Genomic DNA, 17,351 nt, shown 5'->3' with positions numbered 1-17,351 from the left:
AAGATGTTGTCAGTGTGAAAAGGCAGTTCAAGTTAGGTGGTGACTTGGTTTGGACTGTTTTTTATTCCACCAGCAGTACGCAGCAATAACGTAATTAGCTACTATGTAGCAAACCAAATCTTATATTGTGTGTGTAAGATGTTGTCAGTGTGAAAAGCGGTTCATGTGAGGTGGTGACCTTATATGGGCCGTTTTTGTTTTATAAACACGATTACCTGCCCCACCGTTTTATGCCAATTCGCTTAAATTTAGTATTATTCAACTATAAAGTTATGTTTTTGTTTAAGCTCTTCAATGGTATTTTCATTGTCTTTTAAAAATACATTAAACTTTTTAACGAGCTGTGGGTGTTTAATGCTCGATAACATAAACGCTTGGTGATCAACAGGCAACTGATGCTGAAAAAACACAGGGACGGGAGTATCAAAAAATTCTTCTATATTGTATTTAAGTACATCGTGTGAAATATATATACAATCAACTCGCTCTTTATGCAGCAAATAAATCATCTCAATAACGTTATCATTTTCGAGTACTTGCAAGCCTGGCATTGAGGTTAACTTTTCAAGCCCTTGCAATGTAAAGCCACGCACTTTTGCAAGTGATTTACAATCTTCAAGTTTAATATTGTCTTTTAAGCTCGCTATCCCTGTATGTGTAACTAATGAAGGCACAGAATAATTAATATCTTGTTGATGCTGATTTTTATAACTTACTTGCCAATTAGGGTTGTCGGGGTATTTAAAGTCAACATGGTGATGCTCTATAAACTCTTTATAAAGGCGCGGAATAGGCAAAGTGTAAAATTCAAATTTAATATTTTGTTGTTTTGCAAATAGTTCCAGTAACTCTTTACTAAAACCAAAATAATCACGCTTATTAGTGCCACTGCCATCGTAATAAGGCAGGTATTCTATATTCTCTACCCCTATTACATATTTTTCGGCTGGCTGTGCTAATACAGGGCTTATAGTTATAAGCCCTGATACAAGTGCTAACGTGTTAATCAATTTGATAGTAAAATGCCGTTTATATCGTTTGGATTATTAATTTATATAACATAATCACAGTTAATTAAAGTTTAGATTTATTAAATATAAAAGAGCGAATTAATCGCTCTTATAAATTAGCTTTTGTCACGAGGTATAAACTCTAACACAGTAGCATTAATACAGTATCTATCTGTGCCTCTTGGTCCCTCACCTTTAAATAAATGCCCTAAATGTATACCTGTGCTTTTTGATTTAAGCTCAATTCGAGTCATCCCCCAGCTGGTATCTTTATGCTTAGTAACACTATTTTTAACCGGATGTTTAAACGACAGCCACCCCGTGCCCGAATTAAATCTATCGCGGGTATCAAATAATGGCTCACCACTTAATTTATCAACAAATACGCCGTCGGGAGTGTTTTTAAATTCTTTATACTCTTTACAGTAAGGTCTGTCGGTGCGCTCATTAAATGCGACTTCGTAGGCATCACTATCGCCTAGCTTAAAGGCGCCAAGCGCTTTGTAAAATTCAGCGGGGCTTGCATAGCCTTGACGCGCGTACACCTCTTTTCCATTTTCTAAAAACAAAATGGTGGGGGTTGCCCAAGTTGCCGATTTTATAGTTAGGCCATTAAGCTCATCGGCGTGACGAAATGTCAGTGGGATTGAACCTTTGTAATTGTTAGCGACTGTTTTTTTAAATTTTTCACAGTAAGGGCAGTATTCGCGCGAATCAAGTACCACAATCTGCTTGCCCGTGAGTAAAACACTATTGTCTACATCTGCTTTTTTAGTTTTATTAAATACCACACCCGTGGCGTGATCTGGGCAATAGCCATTTGGGTTCTTTTGTAAATAATTTTGATGGTACTCCTCAGCAGATACAAACCCCTCAAGCGGTTTTATTACTGTTTTAATTGCCCCATAACCGGCTTCACTTAATAACGGCTGATACTCGGCTTTAACTTGCTCTGCAAGCTGCGCTTGCTCTTTAGTGGTAGTAAGAATAATTGATCGATACTGCGTGCCAATATCATTACCTTGGCGATTCGATTGTGTAGGATCATGGCTTTCAAAGTAATTTTGTAATAGCGCTTTAGAAGAAATGATATTGCTGTTGTACATCACTTGCACTACTTCAGCGTAGTTGTTTTCGTCAAACCGACGAGATTGGTCGGTGATATTTTTATAGGTTGCTTTAAAGCCGTGCCCGTCTGCATAGCCTGACTCTGCATCAATAACCCCTTCTAGTGCTTCGTAGCGCTTTTCGGCTCCCCAAAAACAGCCAGAGCCTAACACAATGGTTTTTATATGCATTGTGGCCTCTACGTTGCTGTGCTCTATTTTTTCGGTTGATAAAGCAAAGCAGCCGGCGCTAAATGTAATAGCGGCGCCTAATAAATAAACTGAGCGAGAAAATGTCATAAATACCTCTTAATACCTACGTGTTTTAATTAAGACCCAACATCCCTTGTTTTAATTTCAGTAAATAAATACGTGCTAAATTTGAATACAGTTTGAGTCTGCATTTCTTTTTCGTTTATTTTTCTTATGGCTAGGTACTGAATAAATTGACAAAACTATGTTAGCTTTGTTGCACGTTGTATAAAAAGATTAAATTATGACTGCATTTTTACAGGTATTTACTTTAACAAATAACAGTTTGCTATTAGATGCCACACAGCATAAACAAAACAATGTGTTAGACACTCAAAAAAAAATTTGGGCACTCACTAAGCGGCTAAAGCAAAGTAACGAATTTATTGATTTAGTCCCAGGCATGAACTCTTTAACGCTTTATTTAAAATCGGCAAGTAATTTAAAAAAATGGCAAAACGCGTTGCCTGATTTATGGGACAAAGTACAAGCAACAACATTTAAAGGCACTCACCATAAAATACACACTACTTATGATGGAGAAGATTTAGATTTTGTTGCCAAACAAACTAATTTAACACCCCAGCAAATTATTCAAATACATAGCCAAGCCACTTACCACGTTTTATTTTTAGGGTTTCAGCCCGGGTTTGCTTACCTACATGGGTTAGATTCACGCTTGCATATCCCACGCAGAGACACGCCGCGTACTAAAGTACCTAAAGGTGCCATTGCTTTAGGCGCAGAGCAAACTGCCATTTACCCAGCAGAAACACCTGGCGGTTGGCATATCATTGGCCACACAAACACGCCCCTTTTTGATAGCACACACTCAGATCCTTGCTTATTTAAACCTGGCGACACGCTATCGTTCGTTTCAATAAACACAATGCAAGGAGCATAAAGTGATAAAAGTTCTTAAACCTGGTGTACAACTTACAATTCAAGATGGCGGGCGCTGCGGTTATCGTCATTTAGGTGTAAGCCAAGCGGGTTGTTTAGACCCTTACGCACAAATAATTGCCAATAAATTAGTGGGTAACAAAGATAATGAAGCTGTGCTCGAAGTTACGTTAGGCCTTTGCGAGTTACAGTTTGAAACCGATACTGTTATTGCCCTACAAGGTGCTGATTTAAACGCTGCGCTTGATGAAACACCCTTGTACCCTGGCTGGAGTTACCAAGTAAGAGCCAAACAAACTTTAAGCTTTGATACTGGCCGCGCTGGTTTGCGTGCCTATGTAGCCGTACAAGGTGGCATTGATGTTAAAGATATCATGGGCTCAAAATCAACCGATTTAAACGCGCTCTTTGGCGGTTTAGCAGGTAAAGCACTTAGCGAGGGCGACATGATTCCTATTAAAACATCGCCCGTGCCAATAACGCGCTTTATACAGCGTGGCGCTATTACTCCGCCTAAACTAAAGGTGATTAGGGTATATGCAAGCCCACATGCGCATCTATTAGGTGATACGCTACTTAAACAGTTTTTTTCAACGGCGTTTAAAGTAAGCCATAACAGCAACAGAATGGGCCTTAGGCTAACAAACGAAAGTCCCCTAACTCATAGTCACTCACTTGCCTCTCTTGGTACAGGCCCAGGCTCTATTCAATTACCGCCCAGTGGTGAGCCTATTGTATTACTTAACGATGCACAAACAACCGGTGGCTACCCATTACTTGGCACGGTAATAGAGGCTGATTTACATCAATTTGCGCAATTTAGATCCGGTGACTCAATTGAATTTAAGCAAGTAACCCATGAGCAGGCTAGCTTAGCAAAACAAAAGCTTAAAGGTCACTTACATCAGCTCAGCTTGGCGCTTAAATACAGTTAACTCTAAGGTGAGATATAAACCTATTACAAGGAGCTAATAAAAGTACAAGCGGCGCTCTACTTAACTTGCAATAGGTAGGCTTAGATTGGTTAATTAAGCGCATAAAATTAAAACACGCTAACGCAAAAAATTATAATAAGGCAATTTAAGCTCTGCTTTAATTTTCGCACACACTTGGTGCATTTGTGCAGTGTGCTTTTTTGCAAACACTGCACTGAATGCCTTACTAACGCCACTTTACACACCAAAAGTGTTGTAAATATAGCCACACCTGCGCGCAGCGCACCACTTTGGTGCGCGCACTTTTCAGTTGGTGCATAAATTATTCTTAATTAATTGTAAAAGCAGTGTGACTTGAGTAATTATTTCTGATAAAACAAGGTTTCGCAGCACAGCAAAGTTGCCCTGCTGCACACATAATAGGAATGAGGAGTTACTATGTGTTCAATTTTTGGTGTATTAGATATTAAATCTAACGCCACTCAGTTGCGTACCCAAGCAATTGAAATGTCAAAACTACTAAGGCACCGTGGCCCAGATTGGTCTGGTGTGTATTCATCTGAAAAAGCGATTTTAGTGCATGAACGCTTAGCCATTGTTGGTGTTTCAAGCGGCGCACAACCATTATATAACCCTGAAAAAACAAATATTTTAGCGGTTAACGGCGAAATTTATAACCACAAAGAGCTGGCAGCAGAGCTAGAGGTAGATTTTGAATTTCAGACTCAATCAGACTGTGAAGTTATTTTAGCGTTATACAAACAAAAAGGGCCTGAATTTTTAGATGACTTAAATGGTATTTTTGCATTTTGTTTATACGATGAAGAAAACGATGCGTACTTAATTGGCCGCGATCACATCGGTATTATTCCGCTTTATACTGGCCACGATGAGCATGGTAATTTTTATGTTGCCTCAGAGCTTAAAGCGCTTTCGCCAATTTGTAAGCACATTGAAGAGTTTCCACCAGGGCACTACCTATACAGCAAAAATGGTGAACTAACGCCTTATTATAAGCGCGATTGGGAAACCTTTGATGCAGTAAAAGATAACAGTGCACAAGCGCAAGACGTAAAAGAAGCGCTAGAAAGCGCTGTAAAACGCCAGCTAATGTGTGATGTACCGTATGGCGTATTGCTATCGGGCGGTTTAGACTCGTCGGTTATTTCGGCTATTACGCAACGTTTTGCTGCTAAACGTATTGAAGATAACGATGAAAGCGACGCATGGTGGCCTAAGCTGCATTCATTTTCTGTTGGGCTTGAGGGTTCACCTGATTTAGCCGCTGCGCAAAAAGTAGCGGATATGATTGGCACAGTACATCACCCTATTCACTTTACCATTCAAGAAGGTATTGATGCGCTTCGTGAGGTTATTTACCACATTGAAACGTACGATGTAACCACCATCCGTGCTTCAACGCCAATGTATTTAATGGCGCGCCAAATTAAAGCTATGGGTATTAAAATGGTATTATCGGGCGAAGGCGCTGATGAACTATTTGGTGGCTATTTATACTTCCATAAAGCGCCAAACGCACAAGAGTTTCATGAAGAGCTAAACCGTAAAGTGTCAAAGCTGCATATGTTTGACTGTTTACGTGCCAATAAGTCAATGGCTGCATGGGGCGTAGAAGCGCGCGTACCGTTTCTTGATAAAGAGTTTGTTGATGTGGCTATGCGTATCAACCCTGAAGCAAAAATGTGTAAAGATGACAAAATTGAAAAGCACATTTTACGCGAAGGCTTCGATGGCTACCTGCCTGAAGAAGTACTGTGGCGTCAAAAAGAGCAATTCTCAGACGGTGTTGGCTACAGCTGGATAGACACGTTAAAAGAGTTTGTAAACGAGCAAGTAAGCGACCAAGAGCTTGCTAACGCTAAGTTTAAGTACCCTATTAACACGCCTGATTCTAAAGAAGCGTATTACTATCGCTCTATTTTTGAATCACACTTCCCAGGTGATGCATCCGCTAAATGTGTACCACATGGTAAGTCGGTTGCGTGTTCAACCCCTGAAGCACTTGCATGGGATGCATCATTTCAAAATAATGCTGATCCTTCAGGCCGTGCAGCTGGCGTTCACAACGACGCGTATGCAAGCAAAGGCTAAACGCACCCTTTTATCGCAACGTAGGCTAAAACAGCCTAGGTTGCGATATATAAAGCACCTTTATTCAGTTCCTGTATTTTCTAGTTCACAGCATAACTTAGCCGGTTCAAGTGCGTTAATTGTTATTTATACGCAAGGGTTAAGTACGCGTGTAATGCAAAAAATTGCATCAAACTCGCAGCACCCTGCTAGCGTTTTTTTAAATGAAAATGAAATTTCTCACCGTGTATGTAACATTCGCTGGTTTAACCAAACATCAGAAATTAAGCGCTGCGGCCATGGTACCCTTGCTGCTGCAAAATGTTTATTAGCACACTTTGGTTTTTGCCCTTCACACTTTATTTCAAACGATAAAGAACGGTTTAAAATCAAGCGAGCTACAGGCCGGGTACAACTTCAGCTAGCGGCTATTAATTCTAAAAAGAGTGATGAGGTTAACAGCCTTAGTGATGTGTTTTCGCACTCTATAAAAGCAACTTACTCAACAGCTTATAAAAATGGCTATACCGTTGTACTGTTTAAAAACATGGCTGATTTAAAGCATTTACAGGTTAATTTTACACATTTAGTAAATGTGCATAACAATGCGGTAATTGCATTGCAAATACATAGTATTAATAAAAACAACGCAAGTGCGTATTTTAGGTATTTTGCGCCGCAATTTGGGGTAAATGAAGATACTGCTACAGGCTCTGCCGTGTCGGTTATTGCGCCACTTATTTTTAGACTACATGGTTTAAATAAAGTAACACTTATGCAGCAGTCACCAAAAGGGGCGCTGCTAAACTATACGTTTAGCAGCAATCAGGTAGTTGTAAGTTAAGCTATTACATTGGCCTTAGTAGGCAAAGTGCAAAGTAGCTTTTCTCGTCTTGCCATGTTTGTTCAAGCGATAAATTAGCTTGAGCAGCAAGATTTTTAAACGACTCAAGCGTATATTTGTGCGAGTTTTCAGTGTGAATACTCTCTCCCGCTACAAAGTCTATTTGCTTATCGTTAATAACCACGCTTTGATTACACTTGCTCACTAAATGCATTTCAATGCGGCTGTGCACTTCGTTAAATCGCGATTCGTGTTTAAAATTATCTAAAATAAACGTGCCATTTAATTCGTTATTTATACGCTGGAGCAAGTTTTTATTAAAGGCGGCGGTAATGCCGGCTTTGTCATCGTAAGCATCAAGTAACACTTGTCGCTCTTTTACTAAATCAATACCTATTAATACATAGCCATCAACACCACATAAACGGTGGAAATTATTCATTATTTCAATGGCTTTTACTGGCGCAAAGTTACCCAGTGTAGAGCCTGGAAAATAAACTAAATTTGTTTGGCTGTCTAAGGCGGTGTCTTTTGTTAACTGCTTAACCATTTGGCTATGGGTAAAATCACCTAGCAATGGCGTAATGGCCAGCTCCGGAAATAACGGTGATAAATGCGCTAACGAGTAATTAAGCATCTCTGATGATATTTCAAAAGGAACAAAGGTTTTTACATTGCTCATATGGGCGAGTAAATACGCGACCTTTTTACCCGAGCCACAGCCAGGCTCAATAATTGATAGGTTCTCGGGCAGTTTATTAGCGATAGCTTTTGAGTAATCTTCTAATATGGCAAGTTCAGTACGGGTAACATAGTACTCTTGCAATGAGGTTATTTGCTCGAATAAAGCCGCCCCTTTATCATCGTAAAAATACTTACACGGCAGCGACTTTTGCTGTTGAGCAAGTCCATGTAATACATCATTTAAAAAGTCTAGATCGGTTATTGATTGCTGATTAATTGCTGTTACTTGGCTCATAGTATGTCCTTTGCTAGTCTAATGCCGCTGCACATCCACGCTTGGTGCGGATAAAAAAAGTTACGGTAGGTCTGTCTTAAATGATCTTTTGGGGTAAACACGCATCCGCCACGCAAAACCATTTGGTTATTCATAAATTTACCATTGTATTCCCCTGCGGCTCCGCTAAAGGGTTTAAAGCCTGGGTAAGGTAAATAGGCGCTATTAGTCCACTGCCAACATGTATCGCTTAACTGCGAGATATCATCTGGGTTTTTACATACACTTGGCGTAAGCAAATCATTTTGCTGTTGCTTAAGTGCTTGCTGCTGCGCTACATACTCCCATTCAAACTCAGTAGGTAGACGCGCATTTACAAAATTAGCATAGGCTGCCGCTTCAAAATAACTTACATGGCTCACTGGCGCATCTAAACTTAAAGGCTGCAGTCCGTAGAGGGTAAATTCAAACCACTGCCCGTCAATATACTGCCAATATAAAGGGTGACTAAGTTGCTCGGTGTTTATATTAGTCCAGCCATCACTTAACCAAAATGAAGGGTTTTTATACCCGCCCGCCTCTATAAATTGTAAGTACTCTCTGTTAGTCACTAATCGATTAGCAAAACTAAACGCATGGATAAGGGCCTGATGTTTAGGTTGTTCGTTATCGTACGAAAAGCCGTTTTTAGCATCAGCCCCTATATTGGTTATGCTTTGGCTAAATTCGGTATATTTTAAAGTGCCTAACGAATCACTCACCTTTATTAAGTTATTTGGGGTTTGGCTGTAGGCAGGAAAGCTTGGATTAACCGAAAAATTATATTTAATATCCATTAGCATGAGCTCTTGATGTTGCTGCTCATGATTCAGCCCAAGTTCTATAATATTGCACAGTGTTTGGTTAGTGCCTAATTGAAGCAGCTCGTTTAGCGCATTATCAACATAGGCTCTGTAGCGCAACACCACCTCTAAACTGGGGCGAGATAAACATCCTCTATTAGCACGCTTAAACTGCTCACCTATGCCGTTATAGTAGGAGTTAAAAAGCACCTTAAATTGTTCATCAAAGAGCGTGTAGTTAGGCAAATACTTAGCAAGTAAAAATGTTTCAAAAAACCACGTGGTGTGAGCTAAGTGCCATTTCATTGGGCTTGCATCATCCATTGCTTGTAGTTGGCAATCTTCTGCGCTGAGGTTTTTTATAAGTGTAAGACTATGTTGGCGAATTGACTGAAATTGAGCATGTATTTTTTCAGTACTGTGCGCTTCATTCGTTTTCGTGTTTAGCATATTAAAGTTAGTCCTTTTCACTCTTTGCGATTAAATAAAGCCTACCCCAGATTTTACCTTTATGCATGTTACATAATGATTAAATCGAACCCTCTACCCATTTAAAACGTAGACTAATGTATTAACGACTAAACGAGTTTGGTGGCGCTGCTTTAATTTTAGTTTAATAACAAACTAATTTTTAACACTCACTGAATTAACAATAGCTTATCTTTTTAGTGATAAATAGCTTTTAGCGCTAAGTAATCAGGCATATATAACCAAATAGTTTTACATTTACGATTTAACTCATACACTATTAAGGGTATGATCAGCGATTAATTTAGTTAGTCCTCAAATAAGTTTTATTGTAAATAATGCAACTTACTTTGTGGCTAATTAACTTAGTGTTATGCCGGAACTCTCTGGCTTGTTAGGACAACATAAGAGGTATTCATGAGCGAAAATCATGACAAGTATAGTATTGATAATACGGACTACACCGTAGGTCAAGATAACGTGCAAAAATGGGGATTTGATATACATAATCCTGTTTTTGGTATTAGTGCCGGTTTGATTGTCATCTTTTTAGTCGCCATTCTCGTTTCGGATGCGCAAACAGCCAAAGCAACGCTTGATGGTATTAAGCTCGATATAATAAATAACTTTGATGCGTTTTTTATGTGGGCAGCAAACTTCTTTGTTATATTTTGTTTGGCATTAATTGTATCGCCCTATGGGAACATTCGTTTAGGCGGAGAAGGTGCTAAACCAACACACTCGCGTATGTCATGGCTTGCCATGTTATTTGCCGCAGGTATGGGTATTGGGTTAATGTTTTGGGGTGTTGCAGAGCCTGTAGCTTACTTTACTGGCTGGTACGAAACCCCACTTAATGTAACCGCAAATACGCCAGAGGCTGCAAAAGTAGCAATGGGTGCAACCATGTTTCACTGGGGTCTTCACCCGTGGGCTATTTATGCCGTTGTAGCGCTCTCACTTGCGTTTTTTACTTATAATAAAGGTCTTCCTTTATCAATCCGTTCAATTTTTTATCCACTATTAGGCGACAGAGCTTGGGGCTGGCCTGGTCATATTATTGATATTCTTGCCGTGCTTGCCACTTTGTTTGGCCTTGCAACCTCGTTAGGTTTAGGCGCGCAGCAGGCTTCTGCAGGTATTAATCATGTATTTGGAACTGATGGCGGCGTAGGTGCACAATTATTGGTTATTATTGGCGTTACCTTACTAGCTATTATCTCAGTAGTACGCGGCATTGATGGCGGCGTAAAGGTTCTTAGTAATATAAACATGCTTATTGCATTTGCCTTACTCCTGTTTGTTGGTTTAGTTGGCTTTGCTGTGGCAATCGGTAACGTACCAAATACGGTTATGGGTTATGTTGAAAATATTATTCCACTGAGCAACCCACATGGCCGTGAAGACGAAACATGGATGCACGGTTGGACTGTATTTTACTGGGCATGGTGGATTTCGTGGTCACCGTTTGTAGGTATGTTTATCGCGCGCGTTTCTCGTGGTCGTACAATTAGAGAGTTTTTAATCGCTGTATTATTAATTCCTACTGCGGTTACTATTTTATGGATGTCTATTTACGGCGGCATTGCAATAGACCAAGTTGTTCAAGGTGTTGGTAGCTTAGGCGTAAACGGTTTAACCGATGTGCCTATGGCGATGTTCCAAATGCTAGACGAACTGCCTATGTCGAGCGTGCTTTCGTTCCTAGCTGTGGTTTTAGTATTAGTGTTTTTCATTACCTCTTCTGACTCGGGTTCATTAGTTATCGACTCAATTACAGCAGGCGGTAAAGTGGATGCGCCAGTACCACAACGCATCTTTTGGGCTACGGTTGAGGGCTCTATTGCTGCTGCTCTATTATGGATTGGCGGTACAGAGGCGATTCAAGCATTACAAGCGGGTGCTGTTTCAACAGGTCTTCCGTTTACTTTAGTGTTACTACTAATGTGTGTAAGCCTATTATTAGGATTACGTACTGAGCCTCGCGCTGTTAAATAATTAGTCGCTTGCCAGTAAACAATAAAAAACGCCGCATAATATGCGGCGTTTTTTATTGGCTAAGCTAAACGCTGGTTAATAATTTAAACCTGTATTGCATTCGCTAAAATTTAAAAATAGATTTAACTTAGTAATTCAGCCAGTGGCGTATCATCGCGGTAATGGTATTGCAGCTGTGCAATCAACAGCTCTGCTGTGGCTAATGCATCAGTTAGCGCATTGTGATTATGATAAGCAGGCAAAGAGTATCGGCTGCGGCAATCTGTGAGTCTAAGTGAGCCTACCTTTTGATTAAACAAACGCCCTATTAAGCCTTGGCGGGCGCGCAACGCTCGTTGCTCAATTTCCATGGTATCGACTAATGCAAACTGGATCCCTTCGTTAATTCTCGCAAGTAATGCATTGTTTAGAAAGTGCCGCTCTATCGCTGCATAATGCACCACCACGACTTTACCACTAAGTGCATTAAGTAGCGGCCCTAGTCGGGAGGTTAAATCGGGAGCATCATCCACTTCTGAATGCGTAATACCATGAATAACAATCGACTCCTCACTTAAGCTTTTACGAGGCTGTACTACCCAATGCTTGGCATGCGTGCAATACACTCTTTGCATTGTAAAGGGGACTAAGCCAATACTGACTATATCGTCCACCTCACTATTTAGACCGGTTGTCTCAAAATCAAGAGCCACAAACGAAATGTCTTTTATGGGCGTGTGCGTATCACCATAAGCGTGCTGATAAAACGCTTTTAAATGCTCATTTTTAGCGTTTTTAGCCAGTGATTTATAGTGAGCCTGCCAGTCAAAATACGATTGCTTAGCCATTCGCTACTTAACACCCGCATTGGCTGAGTAGCTAAACTTTAAGTAGCTTTGTGCTTTTTCGAGTATGGCAAACGCTTCTTTTAAATTGCGTTGCTCAAACGGCGAAAGTAAATGCGGGTCGATGTCGTTATCGGGCTCTTCTTCTTGCTCTATTTGCCATGCTTGATGGCGAATTCGCATCATGGCAATGTATTCTAACGCGTCACGTAAATCCTGTGCTTTACCCTCAGGTAACAGGCGCGATTCAATAATATCTTCAAGGCGTTCAAACGAATTTTGCTTACGAGAGCCTATCGCCAGTGCATGCACTCTTATCACATCAGAAAGCGGCGCGGTGCCTCTGCGTTTTAAGTTCATTGAGCGCTTATGCTGGCCGTTATGTTCAAGCACAAAGCCTTTAAAAAACCCAAGTGGCGGTGTACGGTTTCGGGCATTGGCAGCCATATTTGCTAAAAACACCCGGTTTTGTTTACTTTGCTTAGCAATAAAAATTTTAAGCTCGTCGGCCCATTTTGTTTTACCCCACACCCCATCTAAATCAAAGAATATTGAGCTGTTAAGCAGTGCTTGTGGTTTAGGTAAGGCTATCCACTGTGAGAATTGATCAAACCATTGCGAGCGTGTTTTACGCCATTTTTTAAACGAGGCCATAATTTCGCCGCTGCAATAGGTATAACCACATTGCGCTAAGCCATCACACACAAAATCAGAAATATTTTGAAAGTACTCGTTGTGTTTTTCATCATCGTAATTGTCATCCAAAATAAGCGCGTTATCTTGATCTGTTACAATAAGTTGTTCGTCTCGCGCCATAGAGCCTAACGCTATAAAACAGTAAGGTACTGGCGGCGGGCCATATTTTTCTTCAGCCAGTACTAATAAGCGCTGTTTAAAAGTACGCCCTATTACCGCCATTGCCGTACCAATCATATGTGAATTAGCATCTTCGTTTACCATACGTACAAATACATTGGGCAGCTGGCGCGCGTAATGTGCTAAATCTTCAATGGTTTGCTGCGCTAAAATACCGCGTACCAAGAGTAAACTACTTTGCGACTCGTACCTTAAAATATCGGATAGCGAAATAACACCAATGGGTCGGCGCTTTTGTACCACAGGTAAGTGGTGCAAGTTGTCGCGCAGCATGGCAAGGACGGCTTCAAATACATAGGCATTTGAATCAAGCAATACAAGATTAGTCGACATAATTTTATCTGCGGTAACATCAAGCCCAAGGCCTTCGGCTACCACTTTTGTGCGTATATCGCGGTCGGTAATAATGCCTACAATTTGCCCATCGTCTTCTTCTGGGTCGTCGCTTATTGGTTTGTCTAAATCGGTAACTAACACAGAAGATACCGCTTCTTCTGTCATTACTTTAGCCACATCTTGTATGGTGGTTTGCGTACTTAGCGTTACCACATCGCGGTGAATGAGTGATTTAACTTTGGCGGTTGTTAAATCGTTGCTGTCGGCTTGCTCAACTAACGCTTGGCGAAGGCGTACATTGCCATCGGCTTCAAAATAATCAGCAAAGCCGTCAAACTCGTCACAAAAACGGTTAAACAGCGTAAAGTTAATACAGTACACTAGGGTGTCTTCGAGCGCCTTTGCAGGAAAGCGCACTTTACGATTCATCAACAAGCCCATTTGGCCAAAAATACCGCCCACATCTAAGCGGTTATAAAGCTCATTATTACGACGATAAATTTCCACAGAGCCACTGCGAATTATAAATAAATCAGCGATGTCTTGGCCTAACGTTAAAATATCAGTTTGCGAGCGGTAGTAAGCTACCTCAACTTGTTGCGCAAGCTCGTTTAAAGCGTTTGTCGGTAAGTCATCAAATGGCGGGTGCTGCGCTAAAAACTGCGCAATTTCAACTTGTTCGGCTTGCATTGGGGATTCCTTGTGGCCACACAAAAAGGCATGTATATGCTTAAGTGGCTATCTTAACAAACAAGTAGTGCCAATCAAGCCATAACCACACCCAGCAGACTTTTAATTTAAAAACGTTGCTGGGCATGGCTTTAAGGTTAGTCTATTTTTTCAAGCTCTTGTGCGAGCTGCTTAGATTCATCCCCCCTTGGCGTGGTAAAGCGTGCTAAGCCTAAGTAAATTACCGGAGTAAGATAAAGCGTAAACAACACCGCAAGTGCTAAGCCGCCAAACACCACCCAGCCAATTGCATTTCGGGCCTCAGCCCCTGCGCCCGAAGATAGAATTAACGGCAATGCTCCAAGTAATGTAGATATAAGGGTCATCGTAATTGGGCGTAAACGTACCAGCGCAGCTCGCTCGACGGCTTTTCTGACCGTTAAACCTTGATCGCGTAATTGGTCTGCAAATTCAACAAGCAAAATTGCGTTTTTAGCGATTAAGCCTATCAGCATCACTAAACCAATTTGAGAGTAAATATTTAACGACGTGCCGGTTAAATAAAGCGCTAATATGGCCGAGGTAATACCAAAGGGAACGGTTATCATAACCACAATGGCACTATTTACATTTTCAAATTGAGCAGCCAATACTAAAAATACAATTAAAAAAGCAAGTACATAAGTTACAAGTACTTCGCTGGATGTTTCTTCATACGTTAGCGCTTCGCCTTTAAACGCAAGTGCAATACCTGGCTCTAACGATTGCTCAGACACCGTTTTTATTTGCTCTACTAAAGCAGCAATGGTTAACGATTCTGGCAACTCCATGCTGAGCTCTATTGAGCGGCGCTGGGCATGACGCTCAAGCTCTGCAGCCACGCCTTCTTCAGAAATATAGGCCACACTACTTAACGGTACTAAACTGCTATTACCCGCTCTGATGTATAAATTAGCCAAATCACTTGGACTGTTTATGGTTTGGTTTTGCGCTTGGAGCATAATTGGCACAGACTGATCGCCAATGTTTAAATCTTCTACATCGTCGCCATTTATTGCTGCGCGCAAGGTAATGGCAATGTCGTTTAGCGATACACCGAGCTCTTGTGCACGGCGTCTGTCTATATTTACTCTAAGCTGTGGTTGCGATGGCTGATAAGAAATACGCACAGGTGCCACCTCAGGAACGGCTTTTTCTAATGCCGCAGAAAACTGCTGAGCCGCTTTAAATATTTGCAAATAATCTTGCCCAAGCAACGCTATTTCAACACCTCCCCCTTGACCACGTAAATTTAAACTATTTGCCCCACCTGGGTAAGCCGGTGCTCCTGGAATATCGCCAAGTGGCTGGCGTATCTTATTAATAATTTCTTGTTGGCTAAAATGGCGCTCATCCCAATGCTTTAATGGCACAGTAATAAACACAATATTAGGGTCCCATTGGCCTACCACAGTATAAATTGACTCAATTTCGCCGCTATCGACAAACGGAAGTAAAATATCTTCCATTTTTATCGCTTGCCTATCCATAAAGTTTAGCCCTACACCATCTGGGCCGCGTGCAAATATACGAATTTTTCCTCGGTCTTCTGTTGGCAAAAGCTCGCTGTCTAAACTGGCGTACAACGCCCCTGAGCCTGCTGCAACCAATAAACAGAGCGCAAACGTAAGCCATGCATGGTTAAGCACTTTATGAATTGTTTTTGTATAAATACCACCCAACCAATGGCCTAGTTTAGCAAATGGGTGAAAACCGCCCTGCTTTAACTTTAATTTGGATGTAAGAGCAGGCACTAATGAAAGTGCCACAAAGCTTGATATAATTACCGCACCGGCAAGTACTCCACCAAACTCTCTAAATAAGCGACCCGCAGTAGAGGGTAAAAACGCAATAGGTATAAATACAGCGGCAAGTACAGCCGTGGTTGCTACAACAGCAAAAAACACTTCGCGCGTGCCTATTACAGCAGCTGCCCGACGCCCTAAACCTAGCCCCCGCTGGCGCTGAATATTTTCACTTACTACTATGGCATCATCAACAATTAAGCCAGTGGCTAATACAAGCGCCAACAAGGTTAAAATATTTATTGAAAAACCCAGTGCCCATATAAGTGCTAAAGAACCTATTAAAGCAACAGGAATAGCAAAAGCAGGCACTAAAGTGGCGCGCCAAGAGCCAATAAATACCCACAAAGTGACAACCACTAACAATACTGTAAGTAATAAAGAGTAAATTACTTCATCTACTGAGCTTCTTATAAATTGTGCGTCATCGGAGGTAAGTGTAAATTCCATTTCTGGAAAGCGTGTTTGCATACTTGTAATAAGCTTTAGCACTTCATCTGATATTTCAATTGTATTTGATTGTGCTTGTCGAATAATTTCCATACCAATAACGGGCTTACCGTTTAGCCTTACCATAGAGCGCGGATCGGCAGGGCCAAAATACACAGCTGCAATATCACTAATTCGGGTATCGCCTTGTATTATAATATCGCCAACTTGTTCTGGAGTAATAGAGGTTGCATCGGCACGTACAATAATTTGCTGATCGTTTGACTTTAAACTCCCTGCTGGCACATCAAACGGCGCTTGGCTAAGCACTTGTGCTACATCGGGCACTGTTAAATTAAAGCTACTTAGTTTTAGCGGGTCAATTCGTACTCTTAATACTCGTTCTCTATCACCGTTTAAGCGTACATCTGCGACACCCGGAATAGTTAAAAATTGCGGCGCTAAGTCAACATTTACGCGCTCGGTAAGTGCTTCAAGCGATAAATTTTCACTTGAAACAGTCAGAGATACAACTGCTTCGGCGTCGTTGTCGGCTTTAATAATAGAAACACGCTCTACTTCCTCTGGAAGGTCTCGCTCTACACGTGCAACAGACTCACGCGTTTCATTCGCGGCATCATCTAAATTTATGCCTGGTCTAAATTCGACCACAATACGAGCATTTCCCTCTTCACTTTGTGCGCGTATTGATTTAACGCCACTTACACGCGCTACTGCGCCTTCTAATTTGCTGGTTACTTCGGTATCAACGGTCTCAGGCGAGCCACCAGGAAATGGCGCCGAAACCGTAATACGTGGTCTATCTACATCAGGAAGCTCTCTTACTTCAACACCCGCAATAGCAGCGATACCTGCAATAATAATTAACAAGTTAAGCACCACAACAAGTACTGGGCGGCGAATCGCCATTGAGGGTAAGTCTTGCATCATAGGTTGCTGTTTCAT

The 17,351-nt window shown here is 41.2% G+C and carries 12 protein-coding genes; 5 read left to right on the top strand and 7 right to left on the bottom strand.

The window, feature by feature from the left end:
• Positions 1-254 precede the first annotated feature (254 nt).
• Positions 255-1,010: a substrate-binding periplasmic protein gene (locus CWB60_RS11910; protein WP_138578089.1), complete on the bottom strand. Its 756-nt coding sequence runs from the start codon at positions 1,008-1,010 to the stop codon at positions 255-257.
• A 116-nt stretch (positions 1,011-1,126) separates the two neighbouring features.
• Positions 1,127-2,416: a peptide-methionine (S)-S-oxide reductase MsrA gene (gene msrA / locus CWB60_RS11905; RefSeq protein ID WP_055253499.1), complete on the bottom strand. Its 1,290-nt coding sequence runs from the start codon at positions 2,414-2,416 to the stop codon at positions 1,127-1,129.
• Between the two features lie 196 nt (positions 2,417-2,612).
• Between msrA and pxpB the strand changes: the two genes are divergently transcribed.
• The 4 genes from pxpB (at position 2,613) to CWB60_RS11885 (ending at position 7,141) form a co-directional block, all read left to right on the top strand.
• Positions 2,613-3,272 (top strand): 5-oxoprolinase subunit PxpB, encoded by a 660-nt coding sequence (pxpB, locus tag CWB60_RS11900; protein WP_096041793.1) that lies wholly within the window; start codon positions 2,613-2,615, stop codon positions 3,270-3,272.
• Between the two features lies 1 nt (position 3,273).
• A complete protein-coding gene (locus tag CWB60_RS11895; protein WP_138578091.1) occupies positions 3,274-4,206 on the top strand; it encodes a 5-oxoprolinase subunit C family protein in 933 nt (310 codons plus the stop codon).
• Between the two features lie 438 nt (positions 4,207-4,644).
• Positions 4,645-6,318: an asparagine synthase B gene (gene asnB, locus CWB60_RS11890; protein ID WP_064385433.1), complete on the top strand. Its 1,674-nt coding sequence runs from the start codon at positions 4,645-4,647 to the stop codon at positions 6,316-6,318.
• Positions 6,302-7,141, top strand: a complete 840-nt coding sequence (locus CWB60_RS11885; protein WP_138578093.1) for a PhzF family phenazine biosynthesis protein — start codon at positions 6,302-6,304, stop codon at positions 7,139-7,141. The genes asnB and CWB60_RS11885 overlap by 17 nt, the downstream gene beginning before the upstream one ends.
• Before the next feature lie 4 nt (positions 7,142-7,145).
• Here CWB60_RS11885 and egtD read toward each other — a convergent pair whose 3' ends face one another.
• Positions 7,146-8,120 (bottom strand): L-histidine N(alpha)-methyltransferase, encoded by a 975-nt coding sequence (gene egtD / locus CWB60_RS11880; RefSeq protein ID WP_138578095.1) that lies wholly within the window; start codon positions 8,118-8,120, stop codon positions 7,146-7,148.
• On the bottom strand, positions 8,117-9,391 hold the full coding sequence (gene egtB / locus CWB60_RS11875) for an ergothioneine biosynthesis protein EgtB (protein ID WP_138578097.1): 1,275 nt from the start codon (positions 9,389-9,391) through the stop codon (positions 8,117-8,119). The genes egtD and egtB overlap by 4 nt, the downstream gene beginning before the upstream one ends.
• A gap of 435 nt (positions 9,392-9,826) precedes the next feature.
• Between egtB and CWB60_RS11870 the strand changes: the two genes are divergently transcribed.
• Entirely contained in the window at positions 9,827-11,407 is a 1,581-nt protein-coding gene (locus CWB60_RS11870) for a BCCT family transporter (protein WP_004587884.1), read from the top strand.
• Positions 11,408-11,529: 122 nt separating this feature from the next.
• On the opposite strand, the gene CWB60_RS11865 is transcribed toward CWB60_RS11870, so the two are convergent.
• From CWB60_RS11865 to CWB60_RS11855, 3 genes are all read right to left on the bottom strand, one after another.
• The gene (locus tag CWB60_RS11865; RefSeq protein WP_138578099.1) at positions 11,530-12,234 is read right to left on the bottom strand and encodes a 3'-5' exonuclease; all 705 of its coding nucleotides are present in this window, start codon (positions 12,232-12,234) and stop codon (positions 11,530-11,532) included.
• A 3-nt stretch (positions 12,235-12,237) separates the two neighbouring features.
• Positions 12,238-14,133 (bottom strand): DUF294 nucleotidyltransferase-like domain-containing protein, encoded by a 1,896-nt coding sequence (locus tag CWB60_RS11860; protein ID WP_004587882.1) that lies wholly within the window; start codon positions 14,131-14,133, stop codon positions 12,238-12,240.
• 137 nt (positions 14,134-14,270) lie between these two features.
• Complete coding sequence (locus CWB60_RS11855) at positions 14,271-17,351, bottom strand: efflux RND transporter permease subunit (RefSeq protein WP_138578101.1); 3,081 nt, start codon at positions 17,349-17,351, stop codon at positions 14,271-14,273.

The organism is Pseudoalteromonas sp. S327 (genome assembly GCF_005886415.1).
GTDB lineage: Bacteria > Pseudomonadota > Gammaproteobacteria > Enterobacterales > Alteromonadaceae > Pseudoalteromonas > Pseudoalteromonas atlantica.
This window is presented reverse-complemented; position numbering and strand designations above follow the sequence as displayed.

Excerpts from the sequence above, each read along its gene's own strand:
- msrA (WP_055253499.1), bottom strand. The coding sequence starts at position 2,416 with ATGACATTTTCTCGCTCAGTTTATTTATTAGGCGCCGCTATTACATTT.
- pxpB (WP_096041793.1), top strand. The coding sequence starts at position 2,613 with ATGACTGCATTTTTACAGGTATTTACTTTAACAAATAACAGTTTGCTA.
- asnB (WP_064385433.1), top strand. The coding sequence starts at position 4,645 with ATGTGTTCAATTTTTGGTGTATTAGATATTAAATCTAACGCCACTCAG.
- CWB60_RS11885 (WP_138578093.1), top strand. The coding sequence starts at position 6,302 with ATGCAAGCAAAGGCTAAACGCACCCTTTTATCGCAACGTAGGCTAAAA.
- egtD (WP_138578095.1), bottom strand. The coding sequence starts at position 8,120 with ATGAGCCAAGTAACAGCAATTAATCAGCAATCAATAACCGATCTAGAC.
- egtB (WP_138578097.1), bottom strand. The coding sequence starts at position 9,391 with ATGCTAAACACGAAAACGAATGAAGCGCACAGTACTGAAAAAATACAT.
- CWB60_RS11870 (WP_004587884.1), top strand. The coding sequence starts at position 9,827 with ATGAGCGAAAATCATGACAAGTATAGTATTGATAATACGGACTACACC.
- CWB60_RS11865 (WP_138578099.1), bottom strand. The coding sequence starts at position 12,234 with ATGGCTAAGCAATCGTATTTTGACTGGCAGGCTCACTATAAATCACTG.
- CWB60_RS11860 (WP_004587882.1), bottom strand. The coding sequence starts at position 14,133 with ATGCAAGCCGAACAAGTTGAAATTGCGCAGTTTTTAGCGCAGCACCCG.
- CWB60_RS11855 (WP_138578101.1), bottom strand. The coding sequence starts at position 17,351 with ATGAAACAGCAACCTATGATGCAAGACTTACCCTCAATGGCGATTCGC.